This window comes from Leptospira mtsangambouensis, from assembly GCF_004770475.1.
GTDB lineage: Bacteria > Spirochaetota > Leptospiria > Leptospirales > Leptospiraceae > Leptospira_A > Leptospira_A mtsangambouensis.
The window spans coordinates 123,795-141,599 of record NZ_RQHK01000002.1 but is presented as its reverse complement, the minus strand read 5'-3'; the positions used below and the strand labels follow the sequence as shown (position 1 = coordinate 141,599).

At 39.1% G+C, this 17,805-nt stretch carries 18 protein-coding genes; 10 read left to right on the top strand and 8 right to left on the bottom strand.

Translation table 11 applies throughout. The features are described 5' to 3' along the window. Positions 1-24: 24 nt before the first annotated feature. Positions 25-873 (top strand): hypothetical protein, encoded by an 849-nt coding sequence (locus EHR01_RS00585; RefSeq protein WP_135692574.1) that lies wholly within the window; start codon positions 25-27, stop codon positions 871-873. On the opposite strand, the gene EHR01_RS00580 is transcribed toward EHR01_RS00585, so the two are convergent. Next, the gene (locus EHR01_RS00580; RefSeq protein WP_004787737.1) at positions 824-1,033 is read right to left on the bottom strand and encodes a hypothetical protein; all 210 of its coding nucleotides are present in this window, start codon (positions 1,031-1,033) and stop codon (positions 824-826) included. The genes EHR01_RS00585 and EHR01_RS00580 overlap by 50 nt on opposite strands. 57 nt (positions 1,034-1,090) lie before the next feature. Continuing rightward, positions 1,091-1,987, bottom strand: a complete 897-nt coding sequence (locus EHR01_RS00575) for an aldose 1-epimerase (RefSeq protein WP_135692572.1) — start codon at positions 1,985-1,987, stop codon at positions 1,091-1,093. A gap of 55 nt (positions 1,988-2,042) precedes the next feature. On the opposite strand from EHR01_RS00575, the gene sppA reads away from it, so the two are divergent. Genes sppA through EHR01_RS00560 form a run of 3 tightly spaced genes read left to right on the top strand, consistent with a single transcriptional unit; the run spans position 2,043 to position 5,182 of the window. Next, positions 2,043-3,041 carry a signal peptide peptidase SppA gene (gene sppA / locus EHR01_RS00570; RefSeq protein WP_167482914.1) on the top strand — a complete coding sequence of 333 codons (999 nt, stop codon included), beginning with the start codon at positions 2,043-2,045 and terminating at the stop codon, positions 3,039-3,041. 19 nt (positions 3,042-3,060) lie between these two features. Beyond that, complete coding sequence (locus EHR01_RS00565; RefSeq protein WP_135692569.1) at positions 3,061-4,488, top strand: MBOAT family O-acyltransferase; 1,428 nt, start codon at positions 3,061-3,063, stop codon at positions 4,486-4,488. Then, the gene (locus tag EHR01_RS00560; protein WP_208721719.1) at positions 4,454-5,182 is read left to right on the top strand and encodes a hypothetical protein; all 729 of its coding nucleotides are present in this window, start codon (positions 4,454-4,456) and stop codon (positions 5,180-5,182) included. The genes EHR01_RS00565 and EHR01_RS00560 overlap by 35 nt, the downstream gene beginning before the upstream one ends. Before the next feature lie 58 nt (positions 5,183-5,240). Here EHR01_RS00560 and EHR01_RS00555 read toward each other — a convergent pair whose 3' ends face one another. From EHR01_RS00555 to EHR01_RS00545, 3 genes are all read right to left on the bottom strand, one after another. Further along, a complete protein-coding gene (locus EHR01_RS00555; RefSeq protein WP_135692567.1) occupies positions 5,241-5,681 on the bottom strand; it encodes a tetratricopeptide repeat protein in 441 nt (146 codons plus the stop codon). A 239-nt stretch (positions 5,682-5,920) separates the two neighbouring features. Then, positions 5,921-8,338: a penicillin-binding protein 1A gene (locus EHR01_RS00550; RefSeq protein ID WP_135692565.1), complete on the bottom strand. Its 2,418-nt coding sequence runs from the start codon at positions 8,336-8,338 to the stop codon at positions 5,921-5,923. A 4-nt stretch (positions 8,339-8,342) separates the two neighbouring features. Continuing rightward, positions 8,343-9,296: an MBL fold metallo-hydrolase gene (locus EHR01_RS00545; RefSeq protein ID WP_208721732.1), complete on the bottom strand. Its 954-nt coding sequence runs from the start codon at positions 9,294-9,296 to the stop codon at positions 8,343-8,345. 58 nt (positions 9,297-9,354) lie between these two features. On the opposite strand from EHR01_RS00545, the gene EHR01_RS00540 reads away from it, so the two are divergent. The 3 genes from EHR01_RS00540 to glyA are packed head-to-tail and all read left to right on the top strand — an operon-like array spanning position 9,355 to position 12,295. Next, entirely contained in the window at positions 9,355-10,179 is an 825-nt protein-coding gene (locus EHR01_RS00540; RefSeq protein WP_135693860.1) for a rhomboid family intramembrane serine protease, read from the top strand. Beyond that, positions 10,176-11,048, top strand: coding sequence for a lipoate--protein ligase family protein (locus tag EHR01_RS00535; RefSeq protein ID WP_135692561.1), 873 nt, complete (start codon positions 10,176-10,178; stop codon positions 11,046-11,048). Before EHR01_RS00540 ends, EHR01_RS00535 begins: the two co-directional genes overlap by 4 nt. Continuing rightward, the gene (gene glyA / locus EHR01_RS00530; protein WP_135692559.1) at positions 11,045-12,295 is read left to right on the top strand and encodes a serine hydroxymethyltransferase; all 1,251 of its coding nucleotides are present in this window, start codon (positions 11,045-11,047) and stop codon (positions 12,293-12,295) included. Before EHR01_RS00535 ends, glyA begins: the two co-directional genes overlap by 4 nt. Here glyA and EHR01_RS00525 read toward each other — a convergent pair. Continuing rightward, positions 12,292-13,083, bottom strand: coding sequence for an NRDE family protein (locus EHR01_RS00525; protein WP_135692556.1), 792 nt, complete (start codon positions 13,081-13,083; stop codon positions 12,292-12,294). The two genes, glyA and EHR01_RS00525, sit on opposite strands and share 4 nt — an antisense overlap. A 115-nt stretch (positions 13,084-13,198) precedes the next feature. On the opposite strand from EHR01_RS00525, the gene EHR01_RS00520 reads away from it, so the two are divergent. Genes EHR01_RS00520 through EHR01_RS00510 form a run of 3 tightly spaced genes read left to right on the top strand, consistent with a single transcriptional unit; the run spans position 13,199 to position 15,906 of the window. Continuing rightward, positions 13,199-13,810: a DUF4254 domain-containing protein gene (locus EHR01_RS00520; protein WP_135692555.1), complete on the top strand. Its 612-nt coding sequence runs from the start codon at positions 13,199-13,201 to the stop codon at positions 13,808-13,810. Beyond that, positions 13,807-14,865, top strand: a complete 1,059-nt coding sequence (locus EHR01_RS00515; RefSeq protein ID WP_135692553.1) for a glycosyltransferase family 9 protein — start codon at positions 13,807-13,809, stop codon at positions 14,863-14,865. Before EHR01_RS00520 ends, EHR01_RS00515 begins: the two co-directional genes overlap by 4 nt. Before the next feature lie 39 nt (positions 14,866-14,904). Next, positions 14,905-15,906 (top strand): hypothetical protein, encoded by a 1,002-nt coding sequence (locus tag EHR01_RS00510; protein WP_135692551.1) that lies wholly within the window; start codon positions 14,905-14,907, stop codon positions 15,904-15,906. Here the strand turns inward: EHR01_RS00510 and EHR01_RS00505 are convergent. Beyond that, entirely contained in the window at positions 15,866-16,501 is a 636-nt protein-coding gene (locus EHR01_RS00505; protein WP_135692549.1) for a hypothetical protein, read from the bottom strand. The two genes, EHR01_RS00510 and EHR01_RS00505, sit on opposite strands and share 41 nt — an antisense overlap. Beyond that, the gene (locus EHR01_RS00500) at positions 16,498-17,787 is read right to left on the bottom strand and encodes a glycosyltransferase (protein WP_135692547.1); all 1,290 of its coding nucleotides are present in this window, start codon (positions 17,785-17,787) and stop codon (positions 16,498-16,500) included. Before EHR01_RS00500 ends, EHR01_RS00505 begins: the two co-directional genes overlap by 4 nt. Between the last annotated feature and the right edge of the window lie 18 nt (positions 17,788-17,805).

Sequence of the window (17,805 nt, the reverse complement as noted above, 5' to 3'; positions counted from 1 at the left end):
TAGATCGACCGAATGGTATAAAAAATGCGGAAAATCCAAAAAACAATCTTTATCGCAATTTCATTAGAACATCTCCCTATGACAGAGAAAGAATTGAAACAAATCTGTAAGGATTGGGATTACCAGGGGTTTTCTTTTTTCCGCCCAGTCGTGGTAATGGATTGGAACACAGAACCAAAAGCCTTGGGAAAGGCCAAGTTAAATGTCAATTTATTCATTCCTTTAACATTTTGGCAAAGTCTCTACCACTGGATTTTTCCAAAACTTTATACCCAAAAAAAGTTAAACAAACTAACAGAAATTTTACGAGATGCAGTTTTATTTAGGGAGAGAAAAGTAAAACCAAATGGGTTTTCTTTTTTATGGAACCAGTTTTGGAAGACTCCCCTTTCGATTGTTTGGCTGAACCTAGGTTATACAAAACTTCGAATGGATCTAAAATTAGATGAGGATTCCATCGCCCAAGCAATTCCTCTCGTTTATACAGGTGAAAAAAAATTCTACTTCCGCGCAGGGTATCTAAAATCCATCCACTACCGATGGATTAAAAAAGAATTTAAATTTCCATATCCTAAGTTTGCAGAAGTGTATGTCAAAACTCGAGACAAACACAGCGACGAAAGTATTGGTAGGGTCTTTTATACTTTTTTGGGATATATGCTCGAAAAAGAGACCGACGAATACCTGTTACCTTACTTTGGATTTCGTTCTGTTTTGCCTACCAAAATCAGAAACCTAATTCCTGAAGATATATGGAAAGTGGTCCATCCTCAAATCCAATCAGAATGGAAGGAGGAAAATCTTTTTGAAAAAGAATTAGAATTTAGGACTGTCTACCAGGTTTCCACTTCTTCGCAGAATCATCCAAAATGATAAAACGAGAGTTTTTTCCTATCACAACTTCATTGATTTTTTTATCTTGTAAAGCTCGGTAAACAGAAGTTCGGCTAGTGTTTTTCTTTTCAGCGAAATATTTGATCTCTAATAAATTTTTACTGATTTGTTTGCATGTATTCACTAGGGCATCTGACATTGTTGGACTAACCTCTATTACCTTAGACAGTTTGTTCGATAAAGAGATGAGATTTTTTTAAAAACGATCCAATCGAATGGAAAATTCGATCTTTTTTTCCGTCTTAGGCGCAATCGTTTTAGGATTACCACCAAGGAAGTGTAAAAAATTCCCAGTACCTGTCATAGGTTCTATCGCTATAGATCTACGATCTTGTGGAGTATATACCTGATAAAACTCTCCACCTTGGATGATGAGTTTTTCTTTTTTATTCATAGAAAAAAGACCAATGTAAGAATTTTCGCCATCAATGGATGCGTATAAATCATCCAAGTTTTTTCCCATAAGAGTTTCTTCTGAATTTAGAATTATATCTTCTTTCTGAACTTTTTCTGGTAAGAGATAATCTCCTAACTTCACTTTGTGAAATCCACTTCCAAATAAAAAAAGATCATCAATGGATTCATCCTCATTCCATCGAAAGTATGGATGAATTCCTAAAGCAAATGGAAATTCTGTGTCAGATCCATTGGTCAGTCTGTAGATGACCTTTAACTCCGAGGGAAACAATTGGTAACATTCTTTCACTTGGATTTGAGAGAGCAAACTCCCCTTCCATGTTGCGGGAATTTCCATTTCAAATTCTGCATAAGAAACCCCATCGGTGATCTCCTCTCTTACCAAATGTCGAGGGAGATTGTGGTAGAGGCCGTGCAAAGGGATTCCGTTCCCATCAGTCAGCCAATGGGTACTGGGATAAAATGGTTCCCGGGCCCAAGGGTTAGGTTCTAGTCGATTCACCCAAGGAAACATCAAAAAAGACCCGGAAGCGAAAAAAGGATCGGGGGGCTTGTGTCCCGAAACCACTGAGACGGATTTTCCGTCCACCGGGGACAAAAGATGCAAACCAAGCCATTGGCCACCGCCCGTTGGGTGGATTTCAAAACAAGACTGTTTTGTTTTCAGTTGGTACAAGATTTATCTCCCAAAAATGATTGAAGTCATAGTTTGCGATCTTAGAAAGGTTTGTATGCCTTCAAGAAAGTCTTTTCTTTTCGTTTGTGTCGTTCTGCTTTCGGTTCTCTTTACCGAATCTTGTGTTATTGGAAACAGTATGAACCTGTTTCCGCAAAGTGGCAAGGCTGATTTCGAAGAGAAACTCATAGCCGGAAGAGATCAAGAAAAAATCGTGATTATCTCCATCGAAGGAATGATTACGGATGATGCCAAAGATTCATTTTTCGGCCCTCCGACAGAATCCATGGTCGCAAGGATCAAAGAATCCTTAAAATATGCAGAACGTGATCCTGATGTCAAAGCAGTGATTTTAAAAATCAACTCACCAGGTGGAACTGTAACAGCTAGTGATATCATTTACCAAGAAGTATTGAAATTTAAAAATAGAAAATCCATTCCTGTTTTTGCTGGATTTATGGATACGGCTGCCAGTGGAGCTTATTACATTGCGATGGCCACTGATGGAATTGGTGCTCACCCAACAACTGTTACAGGTTCTGTCGGTGTCATCATGTCAGGGATCAATGTAAAAGAAGGATTGGATAAAATTGGAGTCAAAGATCAGTCTTTTACTTCTGGCCCGAACAAAGCCCTTGGTTCACCGATTTCAGAAATGACTTCTGAACAAAGAAAAATTCTTCAATCAATTATCGACAGTTTGTATGGAAGGTTTTTTGAAGTAGTCAAAAAAGGAAGACCAAACGTAGCAGAAAGTCGACTCCGAGAAATCTGCGATGGAAGAATTTTCACAGCAGAACAAGCAAAGAAAGAAGGTATGGTTGATTTCATCGGATATTTTGATGACTTCGTTTATCAAATCATGCAACACCCTAAATTCCAAGGAAATCGCCATGGTGACCCACGGGTGATCACTTACCAAAGAGGAAAAGGCAGAGTTGATAACATTTACCAAGCCACTGATATTAATAAAAATCCGTTTTCTTTAGGAATTGCTGATAAAATTTTAGGAACTGGAACCAATTCTAAATTTCTTTATCTTTGGGATCTATAATTTCAAGGCCAACTAATCAATGTTATTTAATTCTATTCCCTATTTAATACTTTTTGCGTTAACTTATTTAATTTACTGGAATATTCCTCAGAAAGGTAGAAAACCATTACTTGTAATTTCTTCACTTACCTTTTACGCTTATTTCAGTTTTCCTTTTCTGTTTCATTTCCTTTTGGTGATTTTAGTCAACTATGGATTTAGTGAATGGATTTTTCGTAAAAAAGACAAAGGGGAAAAATATAACCATCTACTCTTTGCCATTGTTGCGTTAAACTTAATCAACTTAGGATTCTTTAAGTATTTCTATTTTATTACAGGATCTTTGTTTTCTTTGACAGGTTATCCCGCATTCAAAGAAATTTCAGGTTCTTGGAGTATTTTTTTACCTTTAGCGATTAGTTTTTATACCTTCCAAATCATTGCTGTGCAGGTGGACATCCACCGAGGAATTATTGAAAAAAGAATGTCCGCTGTGGACTATTTTTTATTCATTCTATTCTTCCCACAATTGATTGCAGGTCCCATCATGCGATCGCAAGATTTTCTTCCGCAACTCGATCATCCCACAATCGATTCAGACCGAATGAAAAAAGGTTTGTTTTTGATCATTGGTGGACTTTTCAAAAAAGTGATCATTGCCGAAAACATTGCGCCCATCATCTCTCCGATCTTTATGGATCCGGCTAAATTCGACAGTTTTTCTATATTTTTCAGCGTAATTGCCTTCGCAGTACAAGTGTATTGCGACTTTTCAGGTTACACTGATATGGCACGTGGTTCTGCCAATTTACTTGGGTATGAGATTCCAGAAAACTTCCAAGGCCCGTTTTTTTCTCAATCATTTCGGGAACTTTGGTCTAGATGGCATATCACATTGTCATCTTGGTTAAGAGATTATATTTATATTCCTTTAGGTGGAAGTAAAGGTTCAATCTTTCGTTCCAACCTAAACTCTTTTATCACTATGTGTCTTGGTGGACTCTGGCACGGAGCCAATTGGGCTTTTGTGTTTTGGGGAGCTTATTTAGGTGCATTGATTTGGGTGGAGAGGTCCTTGTATTTAGGCAGAGGGAAAAAGAAATTTCTACCTGACACTTTGCCTTTAGTGGGAATCATTCGTACAATTGTTGTGTTTATTATTTTTTCTTTTTCTGGAGTTTTCTTTCGATCAGCAGCCCGTGGAGAAGAATCCATGTCTGTTGCTTTTGAAATTTTCAAAGGTGTTTTAACATTTAGAAACACCGGGGAAACATTGAGTCGTGTTGATGAACTTCCTACCTTCATAGCTTTGGGACTTATGTTCAACTGGTTCCAATATTCAAACTTTGTGTATGAAAAATTAAAACCCTACCAAAATATTCTCCTGCCGATTCTATCAGTGGTCATTCTGCTTTTGCTTGGAATTTTTGGAGATGGTGGACAAGATTTTATCTACTTCCAATTTTAAATCCTCACTTCTAAAAAGTAGAGCAAACAACAAACAAATGGGAAGAAAACTTCCGATGATTCTTTCTGTTTGTTTGTTATTCTTTAATATCCAATGTGCACCCAAAATTGATTGGATCCGCACACTTCCTTCGGATCTTCCTCGAGATACAAAGATTCCATTGGGTTTTTATATCCGGCCAACGGAAAAAAAATCACCATTTAACTCGAAAGAATTCCATTTGTATTGGAAAGAAGAAATCCAACTCAAAGAAAACACTCAGTTTGTAAAAACTTGGAGTGAATGGAAGGTTTACAAAGACCATTCAGAATTCCATCAAAAAGAAGGAACGGGTACATTTGAAAAATCAGGAGAATGGGTTTTACTCAAAACAAATTCAATTTCCGAAGTAAAATGCAAATCGACTCAAACTGATAAAACAATCCCAAGGGGCAAAGATTGGTTCTCCTCGTTTCCTTGTTCCCCTCAATCTTCAAAATCCAATCGTATCACTGACCATCGGTTGTTGTATTACTTTGACGGAAAATCTCTGTTTCCCTTACAATTTGAATCAGGTTATCATGAAGCCGACTTTGGAATTGCTTGGGAATCCGATCTGCCTTATACAAGATCAAGTTTGTTCGAAAAAGCTAAGTTGAAATATGGAAAAAAAGAATTCCAACCCCACGTGTACAACCACGTGAAGTTGGATTGATTCGAAGAAGAATCAAAAAAGGGTAACCATCTCTAGAAAGAATCATTACATATAGTTTTTATCTGAATGCCACAACTGCACAAGCACGTGCATATTCTTTGTATTCTACATTTGCTCTATGTTCAAATTTTGTAATCCCGTGTTGGCGGAAAGCTTCACTTGCTTTTTTTGCATGTGTTGAAGCTTCACAAAAGTTTCCCGCCTTTGAGTGGGCTTGGCTTGCAAGGTATTGGATGGAAGCAAAACTTTTGTGTTCGCTCATTCCAATCGCTTCTCTAATTTTAATTGCTCTTGAATAATGACCTGAAGCTAAATCAAATTCTCCCATCCCCTCTTCTTCACTTGCAAGTTTCACAAGTTCATTTGAGATCGCAGTGAGTGTTTCTTTATCATATTGGCTGATGAGGGAATCGAGGTCTTCGTTCATAAAAGAAGACTCTCCAGCTGAAATGGAAGCGGTAAGTGCCAAAACTAGAATGGTTAGAATTGCCTTTTTCATATTCCCTCCGAACCAATGGTTCTCTTACATTAATGCAACTATCGTGCCAGGCCCAAAACGGCCTAAATGCAGAGAGATTGGCAAACAAAGGAGAATCCTTTGAGAGATTAGGAGTGAATTTGCTTAAAAAGTACGCAAATTGTTGCATCAGAAATAAATTGCCTAAGAAAAAGGGGTGAGAGCCTGAAAAAGGAAAGTCACTTACCTTTGTGCGTTTCTTTCCTACGTAAGCGAGTTACTTATTTCAGTTCATCGTCCGAGATTTCTAGCTCTCTTTGGAGGAAGTCAGTAAGATCCATCGAGCGGTAGTGGTCACGGTCCCCATCACACTGTCTCCCACCTGGTACGGCCAGAGTGCGACCTGCAATGGTAATTGGTTTTAAAAATAAATTCCCAGTCAAAGGGCAGTTGGGACCAGGAGAAAGTCCATTAAAGGCACAAGTGGCACCTTTGACCACATCTGCCGGAATTTCTTCTGCTTTTCCATTCGGATAGAAAACAGGATAAGGGCCTTCGTTGTACCAACGAGAGTACATCTTTCCCCAAATCGGTGCAGCAACACCAGCGGCTGTGACACCCTTTCCGAGAGAAAGTGAGGATTTATCAAAACCCATCCAAACAATGGATGTGTATTTTGGATCAAAGCCCGCATACCAAACATTGGTATAAGAGGAAGTAGAGCCAGTTTTTCCACCGGATTCACCTTTATAATTTCCTTTATCGGCGGCACGAAGGGCTTGGGTAGGTGTTCCTCCCATTGCCACTCCAATTAACATTTGTTTAATGATATATGCTGTGGCTTCAGGAATGATTTGGATCGTACCGTTTTTTGCTTCCTCTGCAAGAGTCTCTTGGACTTCTTTTTCTTTATTATAAACAACAGAACCACTTTGGTTTAGCACATAACGAACACTAAATGGAATTACATCTTTTCCTTTATTTGCTAAAATAGAATATCCCAAGGCCATTTCATACGGAGTTAACTCTGCAACTCCCAGTGCCAATGCAGGACCAGTAGGAAACCTGGATTTATTTGCTTTAGTAACTTTGGACGCAAAATCAATGACAGCATCAGTTCCTGTTCTCATTAGTACCTGAACAGAAACAATATTAAGAGATAAAGACAAAGCACGAGATAACGGAACCATTCCTCTAAAATCACCAGAGATGTCTTGTGGAGAATAACCTTCTCCTTCTTCGGTGATTGTCGTTAAAGGAGCATCCATAATTCCAGTTCCGGAACCGACGGCTCTATTTTGAATTGCGGCAGCATAAACAAATGGTTTGAATGCAGAACCAGTTTGGCGTCTTGCCTGCATGGCACGGTTAAATTGATTTTTTGGGGAGAATCTGGAACCACCCACCATTGTTTGGATATATCCAGTTTGGTGGTCAATTGTAACGATAGCACCTTCTACGTGTAAGTTGGAAGAAAATACAAGAGATGACCTTTGAAATTCTTTGACTGCAGAACTTTCATTTTCAGAAGGAGTGAAATCGGTCAAAAGCTCTAAGGCAGGTGCCATTTCTTTTTCTAAATGAAGTCGGAATACTTGTCTATCATCCAAACTGGTAACGTAAGGAACTCCCACCGGAAAAATAGAACCGAATAAATTATACAAAGAAACAAGGCCTCGGTCGGCCCTTCCCACATAACGGAAGTTTGCACCAAAAGCATATTTATCTTGTTCGATAAGACCTTTTCTCAGTTCTTCTTCTGCAATCTCTTGTTTTCTGACATCAAGAGTGGTATAAACTCGTAGTCCGCCAGTGTATAAGGCCTCTTCCCCAAGTTCTTTCTCTAGAATTTGTCTTACCCACTCCGTAAAATACGGAGCTCTATTGAGTTTTGCTCCCCAAGTAGAGCGAGATGGTGATTGAGTGATTACAACGGGCCAATACCTTTCCCAAAAATCATCATGGATTTTTTGAACTTGGTCTTTTGGGATAAAACCATTTTTTGCCATCAGTCCCAAAACCACAAGGTGAGCTTGTTTTGCTTCTTTTGGATTTTTGAATGGGGAATAAGTAACAGGAGCTTTAGGAAGTCTCGCAAGCATAGCAGCCTCTGCAATGCTCAAATCTCTGACATCTTTTTGAAAATACACATTGGCTGCTGAAGATAGACCAGTAGTTCCATGGCCTAAATAAATTAAATTAAAATAGATTTCTAAGATTTCTTCTTTAGTGTATTCTTGTTCAATTTGTAAGGTAAGGAGAGCTTCTAAGAATTTACGGCCAAAGGTCTTTTTTCTTTGTTGTAAAATTGTTTTTGCTAACTGTTGGGTAAGGGTAGATCCACCTTGTACAATTCGTCCAGCAAATACGTTTTTGATGGCAGCACGAACGATGGCTAAAAAATCAATTCCAAAGTGATTAAAAAAGTTATCATCCTCAACAGAAAGAAAGGCATGGATTACATGAGGTGGAATGTCACTATATTTTAGTAACTCTTGTTTATGGCGGTATAGTTCTGCGAACAATACTCCATTCGAATCATAAAGTTTAGTAGGAGTTGTAGGTTGGTATGATGCCAACTTTTGTAACTCCTTTCCTTTATTTACTTCAGAAAGAATGTATCCAAAAAAGAATCCGCCAAGGAGCGCAATGCTAAAGAAAGTAGTGATTGTGATTCTAAGTGTTTTTTCTTTGTTCATGGTATTATAGGTGGAAGCGTAACCCTTCCCTTGCTAAATGAATTTTTAATTTTTTTTCGCCTAACTGTTCTTTGTGGAGCTTGGCATCATTATATATTTCGTAAATTTTTTCATCTGAATAACTTGGTTCATGATGGGTGAGTACTAAGTTTTTTACCCGCCAGGATGTTGCACAGTTCACGGACATTGTATAAGCAGTATGACCCCAATCGAACTTGGAAAAAGATTCATCTAAGGTATATTGGGTATCTAAAATAAGTAAATCAGCATCTGCAAAGAACGGATGACATTCATGGATTAAATCCATATCTGCTCCTGTAAATTCCGCATCCGTAGCAAAAATAAAAATTTTACCAGCTCTATCGGTAAACTTATACGCAAAAGATCCTCCCGGATGTTTTAACGGATAACATTCCACCTTCATGCCAGATCCAAATTCTAAAACATCGCCTGGAAAGAAGAGTTTGAAATCTTTCGCTGATCCCGTTCCATCCAAAGGAACTGGAAAAAACTCAGGTTCTTGTTGTTTTTGCAAACGAGATTCTAGGTCGGAGTAAGGGGAATAAAAATTCAGTAGGAAGTCAGGGAAGTAAATGGGTTTAAAAAAAGGTAGTCCTTGGATATGATCCCAGTGGGTGTGCGTGATAAAGAAAGAGACTGTCCTTTTTAATTTGTTGGAAAGATAATCGGAGACAAGTTCATCTCCTAAATTCCGAAGCCCAGTTCCCATATCCAGAATAAAAATTTCTCCGTCATCATCGGTGACAGAAACACAAGTCGTGTCAGATCCTGTGACAAATTTAAGATGGTACGGGAGGTCTTGCCAGAATTCATCGGCCGAAACACCAGCCCCCGATTGCCGATAGAGGTCCAGAATATCGATAATTTTTTTGCGGTAGTCTTGGTTTCGGAGGGGACTCGCAATGGAGCCGCGGACTCCGTAGAGTTGCACAATCACTTCCTCGATGCTAGGAAATCGACTTTCCTTGTCACTCAAGATTTGCGACCTTGAATTTATGGCCTCTCGTTACCCAGGATATGAACTCCGATTTGGACCCCCCATGGTTCCCGTTGTACGCACTCTCATCATCATCAACGCAGTTTTATTCCTTCTGCAGATGATAACGAAACTGGCTTTCCATTCACCCATTCTAGAACTTTATTTCGGCCTTACCCCGGAACTGGTCTTTACAGGTTGGGTCTGGCAGCTCCTCAGTTATGCCTTCCTCCACGGGAGTTTTTTACACATCCTTTTCAATATGCTGAGCCTTTGGATGTTTGGTTCAGAACTTGCGGAAATTTGGGGGGAACGTGCCTTTTTAAAATTCTATCTTTTCACTGCCTTTTTAGGTGGGGTGGGAACCGTCGTTGCCCATTTTTTTGGCATTCCGCAAGGACTTGTGGTAGGGGCAAGTGCGAGTATCTATGGATTACTCGTGGCCTATGCGATGACTTGGCCAAACCGCGAACTTCTTGTTTTTTTGATCTTTCCGATGAGAGCCAAATACTTTGTTTTGATTGTCATGCTAATGGTGCTTTTTGCACAAGGGGAGAGAGTGGCCCATTTTGCTCATTTAGGGGGAGCCATTGGAGGTTTATTCTTAATGAAGGTTTACACTGGCTGGAAAAAGAAAGTGGGAAACCTTCCGACTTGGTCTCTCTCTCGTTACTTACAAAAACGTAGGTTTATGCGGTACCAGGAAGAAATGGCAAAAAGGGAAAATGCAAAAACCAAAGTGGATGAACTTCTCGAAAAAATTTCCAAAAATGGAATGGATTCCCTTTCTCGAAGCGAACGAAAGTTTTTAAACGAAGCCTCTCAGAAATATTTTAACGAGTGAATTCCAACAAAGTATTCTATTTTCCAGAAATTCCCCCTAGATCGCCTTACTATAATTTGGCGATTGAAGAAGCCATTGCGCTAAAATTAGTTTCCGAAGGAATTATGGCAGGGGTCAGACTTTGGAAAAATCCAGATTCTATCATTTTAGGCCTTTCGGAAAATCCATTTCGGAACATCAAAGAAGAAGTGGTGACAAAATACGAAACCATGGCCCGAAATGTTGGTTTTTTCAAAAAACCAGAACCTAATTTTTGTTATATTGCAAGACGAGCTTCTGGTGGGGGAACTGTCTTTCACTCACTTTCTGGAAACATCAATTATTCTCTCTATTTTAATTTGGATGAAAGGAAAGATCTTTTTCCTGTTAAAGATTCCTATGATATCCTCCTTGGGATTGTGGCAAAATCTTTGGGAAGACAAAACATCCAATGTTTTCCTAAGGGTAAATCCGATTTGGTTTTGGAAAAAAATGGAATCTTTAAAAAGATTTCAGGAAACGCTCAGTTTCGAAAACGGAATTGTATTGTCCAACATGGGACACTTATTTTAGAAGATCAGTTAATTGAACGAGTGGCAGAAGTCCTACACCACCCTCCCGAAGAACCCGACTATCGCAAAGAAAGAAGCCATAAGGAATTTCTTACCTCCCTTCCCGATTTTTTTTCGGAGAAGATTTGGGCAAAAGATCTCGTTCGAGAAGTTTTTTCTTATTTAGGAGAAAAAGAACCTGAGGATTTTTCAAAAATTTCCTTCTTTGGCTCCGACTTTTCTACTTTTCGGAAACACGTGCTCCAAGAATCTGAATCTATTCGCAAGAAGAAATACCAAAATCCAGAATACACACTTCATAGAGAAATTCCAACATGAGTTATTTAGAAAAACAAGATCCAGAAGTTTACGCCGCATTAAAAAAAGAAGACGAACGCCAAGAACATTCCCTAGAAATGATTGCTAGTGAAAACTTTGTTTCTCGTCCTGTGCTCGAAGCTTATCACTCCACTCTAACAAATAAGTATGCGGAAGGGTATCCTGGAAAACGTTACTACAACGGCTGCGAAAACGCAGACAAGATAGAACAACTCGCCATCGAACGGGCAAAAAAAATGTTCGGTGCAGAATATGCGAATGTGCAACCACATAGCGGTGCACAGGCGAACATGGCAGTATTTCTTGCAACTCTCGAACCAGGGGACAGTTTCCTTGGGATGAATTTGGCCCACGGTGGTCACCTAACACATGGTAGTGCTGTAAACATCAGTGGAAAGTATTTTAAACCAATCCCTTACGGTGTGGATGAAAAAACAGAAACCATCAACTACGATGAAGTGGCAAAACTTGCGAAAGAACACAAACCAAAACTAATTGTTGTGGGTGCTTCCGCTTACCCAAGAACCATTGATTTTAATAAATTCAGAGAAATTGCAAATGGCATTGGTGCCAAAATTATGGCCGATATTGCGCATATCTCAGGTCTTGTAGTTGCGGGAGAACACCCAAGTCCGATTGGTGTTTGTGATTTTGTCACAACAACCACTCATAAAACTTTACGTGGACCAAGAGGAGGACTCATCCTTTCCTCTTCTGAACATGAAAAGATTTTAAACTCAAGAGTGTTTCCCGGAATTCAAGGCGGACCACTGATGCACGTGATTGCAGCGAAAGCCGTTGCCTTTGGGGAAGCACTTCAACCAGATTACAAAACTTATATCAAACAAGTCGTAAAGAATGCAAAAGTCCTAGCTGATACATTCCAAAAACGTGGTTTTCGTGTGGTGTCTGGTGGAACAGACAATCATATTGTTCTTCTTGATGTATCTGTCAAAGGTCTCACAGGAAATGATGCTGCCAATGGGCTGGATCATGTGGGAGTGACGGTCAATAAAAACGCCATTCCTTTTGATAAAAATCCACCGGCTGTGGCTTCTGGGATTCGACTCGGAACACCTGCTCTTACCACTCGTGGTCTAAAAGAAAAAGAAATGGAAGCCGTAGGAAATCTAATCTGTGATTATCTAGATCATTTTGGTGATTCTACTTGGGAATCCAAAGTAAAAGCAGGTGTGAAAGAAATCACTTCAGCTTTCCCAATGACAAACTTCCGATTAGAAGATTAACTCTCGCTAAACGCTAAAACCTCTCTCCGTTCCGAATATTCATTAGAAAGCGGATCGGGGAAGGTTCTTTCCACAATCTCCACTCCGTTTTTACCATAAAACAAAATTGTAGAAGCGCGGGTTCCGTAACCAGGAACACGAATACGAATGGAAGATAAATATCTTTCCCGTTCCAAACCAATTCCTGTGTCGGGGAGGCGAGAGTCTTCTTTTACAATTTCAGCATCAGAAAGTAACCGAAAGAACTCTAACGTGGCATGAGAAATCCAATTGTCATTCATGGGAATGGAATCAAACACCTGTTTCACGTTCGCCTTTAGTTTTGCCGTTTTGGGCCAGACTGTATTCCAACTTGCATTACTGACTGCATGAAAACCTGGTTCCAATTCCAATTCATGTAAGGGATCACCACCCACATAGTGCGCTTCCTTGCCATCATATACAAATAAATTAAAACCTTCAAACTCACTGGCATTGGAGAAAACTTCTGCCCGATAATTTCGAGAAGAAAGATCCTTGGGTGATAATAAAAAATCTAATACAAGTTTGCCTCTTGATTTTGGATGGGGATGCAGAGGCTTTCGAAAATTTCTGACATTGGTAAGAAAGGAAACCTTACGAGAAGTACTTGCACCAAGCCAAGTGCCCCCTGCTTTTAAATCTTTTCCTGCAATGATTTTTGGACTCGTGTCCCACAAGTGAAGGGATTCCGTAGGTCTTTCAAAAAACTCATCCCTGTTGGAAACAATGACAAGAGGGTAATCTGGATGGACCCTATATGCGATCACAACTAAGCACATCTACTGTAAAAAACGAAAAAAGGTGGCAAAAGAAAGCGAAAAACTTGGGAAATATTTAGATTGAACGCCAAAAACCATATTAAATCATGAATTGCAGTACGTTATGAAAGCATTGGAAGCCATAAAAGCCGTCTCAATTTTCCAGGAATCCGTTCTGGATTGGCATAAAAAAGAAGCCCCTCATCCAAACCCTTACCCAGAAGGGAGTCTCGAATCCACTCTCTACCAAAAGAACCATATTGATACCATCCAATGGCATATTGAAGATGAAATCCGAAGGCCGGACATTGCTTTGGAAGAAGTAGTGGCTCTCAAACGCAAGATCGACAAACTCAACCAAGACAGAACCGATATGGTAGAAAAACTTGACGACTTTGTCATTGAGATGTTTCGTTCCGTCACTCCCAAACCAGATGCAAAACTAAACTCAGAATCACCAGCTTGGTTACTCGATCGAATGAGTATTTTGGAACTCAAGATCTACCATATGGAAGAACAAGTTTCCAGAAAAGATGCATCTGCCTCAAAAGAACATATTGCCAAGTGCCAAGCAAAACTAGATATTCTCCTAGACCAAAGAGAAGATCTCAAAAAATGTTTGGACGAACTTTTTTCGGACTACTCACAAGGAATCAAAAGAGTAAAAGTTTATCGTCAGATGAAGATGTACAATGATCAGAATTTAAATCCGTCATTGTATAAGAATCAAAAATGACAAACCTCTTAGTGTTACGATTTTCGGCGATGGGAGATGTGGCTTTGATGACCCCTGCTCTCATTGCCATTGCAGCCAAATATTCCAATATTCAGCTGACAGTTGTTACAAGAGGAAACTTTGCACCATTTTTCTATAATATCCCAAATCTTAATGTTTTAGGAATTAATCTAAAAAAATACAAGGGGATTTTAGGTCTTTGGCGGATGTATCGTGATATCGCCAAACTGGGTCCATTCGGCCATGTGATTGATTTACATGGTTCTGTCCGTTCCAGGTTCATTGCTTTTTTGTTTCGAAGCCAAGGTGTCCCTTATTCTAAAATCATCAAAGGTCGCCGGGAAAAGTTAGCACAAACAAGACGTTATAATAAAAAATTAAATCAACTCCCACATACCGTAGAACGTTATTTAAATGTTTTTCGCAAAGCAGGATTTGATGCACCCATTCGAAAAGGCCCATGGCTCAATGTGGATGGAGAATCCAAAGTGTATGCCAGGGATTTTTTTAAATCCATTGGGATAGATAAAAAAGAAGGACAATGGTTTGGATTTGCACCATTTGCAGGACACGAACTCAAAGAATGGAGTTTCGAAAAATGCAAACGCCTAGTGGAAGTTTTACTCGATGAATTTCCAGATTGCAACGTATTTCTGTTTGGCGGGAAGGATGAGGCAAAAGAACTAGAAATCCTTCGGAATGGACATTCACGTGCTCATATTGTCCAAGGTGGAAATTTAGGAATCCGTGGGGAACTTGGGATTATGGATAGATTAGATGTTATGATAGGGATGGATAGTTCCAACGTTCATATCGCTGCCCTTCTCAAAAAACCGGTGATCGGAATCTATGGAACCACACACCCGCTCTCTGGTTTTGGTCCCTTTGCCCAAGAAGATTCTGGTGTTTTACAAGTGGATCTACCTTGTCGCCCTTGTTCAATTTATGGAAATACCAAATGTTGGCGTGGAGACCATGCCTGTATGGAACTCATTGACCCACTTGATGTTGTTAGACGAATTCGACTCATTCAAAATGTAAATACACTTTGGTAATTTAGGTTTATCGGCATTCGGTAAGTCTTGGAGGTTTCGATGTTATCTCGAAAAAATATCGTAATTTTTTCCTTATCTCTTTTTTTACTCTTACTTTTACATTCTTCCCAAGTTTGGTCAGAAGAATTTTCTTCGGAATTCAAACCTGTATTTCTCCCTTCACCCAACAAGGCCGATTATGAAGAACAAATCAAATGCCAGGACTTGTATTGCAAAAAGATATCCTATACCGAAGATGGAACCTACCTAGATGAAGTTTGGTTAGAACTAGGAAAAAACAGTGGTAAGGTAGTTGTAGATTTATTAGATCACCCACTTACTTTTAGTGAATCCAAAATGGATGATCTCACAGAATACTTACGTGAAATTGCAAAACGTGATGGCCATGTAAGTTTAGAACCATTTTACATCGCAACGAGAGGTTTGGGAGTTACAGATGTCCCAATCATCAAAGATTTGTTTGGTCTCGGTTACAATTTTTACAAACGTATTCGTTCGGTCGTAAAATTTGGTAGGATGGGGCATTACAATGCAAAAGTCCTTTACCATCCCACAACTGGTAAAGTGTTACAAGTTTTTTTCTTCCATAAAAATTATGGAAATTTATGTAACACAGTGTATTCCACTTGTGATCGAATCGAATACATAGATGATGAATTGTTTGATAAACAGCTGTCTTTAAGACTCAATGAAGCCCAAGCAAGAGGAATCGAAGTTAGATTCACTCAAACACCCGCCATCCTTCCTTTAATGAAACTGGATATTGGAAATTTATTAGACACCAATCGATCAGCAAGGTTATACAAATGGCTCATCATAACAAAAAAAACTGAAACAAAAACCATAACTCAAGAAAGGTTTCTCAGTCTAGAACTTGCGATCAAAGCATTAGATTATACACTGAGTGCGTACGAAATTGTGGAAGCTGTGCAAATGTATTTACCAGCCCGTGCCAAACAAGCTGAAGTTGTTTATGAGGATACAGAAGAAGGTAGAATGCTTAAATCAGTGGTATTTTATCCGGTTGTGAATCGAGAATAGACTCAATTTTCTTTTTCCTTATCTTTACCATCACCACAAAAACTACACAAGCTATGGCAGCAGAACCAGGAAATAACAATGTGGTAGTATTCCATTCCGCTAAAGCAACCATCGCTAAGAAGTTTCGAAATAAAAAGATAAGATAAAACCCTAACGGTTCAGAATTAGGGTATATGTATCCCTTACGAAAGGTCGGAATAAAACCTAAAATGTCAGCAAGAGTTAAAATTAAAACTGCAGCCAAAGGATCGGAAAAATAAAACCAAAATGGCAAACTGGAAAGGGCCAATCCAAAGAAAAACCAATCTGATTTTGTGATCTGTATATCAGATCGTTTGTGATAAACAAAAAATGCTACAAAAACGGTAATGATTCCAGATACACCAATGGGGATACTGCCCACTCCACCGTGTCCAGCTACCTGTGCAAAAAACACGATGAAGGTGGTGGCTCCCCAAATGATCCAGGAAAAAACATGCGGTTGAATTGTTCCGATTCGAATTCCTTTAATATACGGAATATAGGCATAAAAAGTTAATAATATAGCTATAACCGTAAGTAAAGTCCGTATCTCCCAAGAAATTTCATTTGTCATTGCATAAAATCAAAAAACAAATCGAAGATATTTGATTTTTTAACCTTACCTTTCATTGCTTCTATCACTTTAGAATATACTTCTTCCATCGCATCCACACATTTTTCCATTTCATGTCCTGATGCAATTTGAATGGAATTTTTTGAGAACTTAGCATATTCATCTGGATTTCGAATCATTTCTAGTGCCCCTTGTGCAATTCCTTTTGCATCAAAAGACTTAGCAATGTATCCGTTTTCACCGTGTCGTATGAGTTCTGGTAATGCAAAAGCATCCACACCAACAGCAGGAAGTCCACAAGCGATTGCCTCCAACACAACAAGTCCTTGTGTTTCCATAGTTGAAGCCGTTAAAAATACATCATACTTTGGATACTCTTCATGTAACACAGCGTTGGGAATAAATCCTTTAAAACTGACAGCATCTTGAATCCCTAAATGTTCTGCTTGTCTTTGTAAGGATGGAATGGCTGGACCTTCTCCAATGATTGTGAGTGTAGCCTCTGGAAAATATTCATGAATGGTTTTAAATGCATTGAGAACTACATCGCAATTTTTTTCATAAGAAATTCTGCCTACGTGCAAAAACTTAGGAGCCTCACCACTAGAATAAATTTTTGGTTTCCCTTGAAATCTTTTCAAATCCATACCGTTGGAAACTACAGTGATCGGACGAGTGATTCCATATTCAATGAGTTGTTCTTTGATGAGATGGCTTGGAGAAATCACCACATCACATCTGTTATAAATATCGTTACAAATTTTTAGAATGATTTTTTTGCGAATATTGAAGTTATCAAATTTTACAATTTTGTCCAATTCGTCTATATTTAGTTTTTTCTTAAACTTATTGGCCTTAAAAAAGAGTTTATCCAGTTTAAACAAACGGTAAAAAGAAACATACATTTCCTGCTCGGCCATCAAAGTGTGATAGGTCCCTATGGTGGGAATTCCAAAACGTTCTGCGGCATTGACAGCATATAACCCGAGAAGGCCTGGTGTATGAATGTGAATGAGATCTGGTTTAAAGTCTTCGATGACCCGTTTGATTTTGCCTGGCGAGGGCAAAACCACTTTGATATCTGGGTAACTGGGGAGATATCCAGAGCGAAATCGGACCACCTGGATTTTGTCTGTCATCCGATCAAAGTCCCCATCCCCATATTTGGGCGCACAAATACAAAACTCATGACCACGCAAAGCTAAAAGTTCAGAAAAATTCTTAATGGAAACTGCGACTCCGTCGGTTTTTGGCAAAAAAGTATCGGAAAAATATAAGACTCGCAACTGTTACCTCTTTACAAA

Excerpts from the sequence above, each read along its gene's own strand:
- EHR01_RS00585 (WP_135692574.1), top strand. The coding sequence starts at position 25 with ATGCGGAAAATCCAAAAAACAATCTTTATCGCAATTTCATTAGAACAT.
- EHR01_RS00580 (WP_004787737.1), bottom strand. The coding sequence starts at position 1,033 with ATGTCAGATGCCCTAGTGAATACATGCAAACAAATCAGTAAAAATTTA.
- sppA (WP_167482914.1), top strand. The coding sequence starts at position 2,043 with ATGCCTTCAAGAAAGTCTTTTCTTTTCGTTTGTGTCGTTCTGCTTTCG.
- EHR01_RS00565 (WP_135692569.1), top strand. The coding sequence starts at position 3,061 with ATGTTATTTAATTCTATTCCCTATTTAATACTTTTTGCGTTAACTTAT.
- EHR01_RS00560 (WP_208721719.1), top strand. The coding sequence starts at position 4,454 with ATGGTGGACAAGATTTTATCTACTTCCAATTTTAAATCCTCACTTCTA.
- EHR01_RS00555 (WP_135692567.1), bottom strand. The coding sequence starts at position 5,681 with ATGAAAAAGGCAATTCTAACCATTCTAGTTTTGGCACTTACCGCTTCC.
- EHR01_RS00550 (WP_135692565.1), bottom strand. The coding sequence starts at position 8,338 with ATGAACAAAGAAAAAACACTTAGAATCACAATCACTACTTTCTTTAGC.
- EHR01_RS00540 (WP_135693860.1), top strand. The coding sequence starts at position 9,355 with ATGGCCTCTCGTTACCCAGGATATGAACTCCGATTTGGACCCCCCATG.
- glyA (WP_135692559.1), top strand. The coding sequence starts at position 11,045 with ATGAGTTATTTAGAAAAACAAGATCCAGAAGTTTACGCCGCATTAAAA.
- EHR01_RS00520 (WP_135692555.1), top strand. The coding sequence starts at position 13,199 with ATGAAAGCATTGGAAGCCATAAAAGCCGTCTCAATTTTCCAGGAATCC.
- EHR01_RS00515 (WP_135692553.1), top strand. The coding sequence starts at position 13,807 with ATGACAAACCTCTTAGTGTTACGATTTTCGGCGATGGGAGATGTGGCT.
- EHR01_RS00510 (WP_135692551.1), top strand. The coding sequence starts at position 14,905 with ATGTTATCTCGAAAAAATATCGTAATTTTTTCCTTATCTCTTTTTTTA.
- EHR01_RS00505 (WP_135692549.1), bottom strand. The coding sequence starts at position 16,501 with ATGACAAATGAAATTTCTTGGGAGATACGGACTTTACTTACGGTTATA.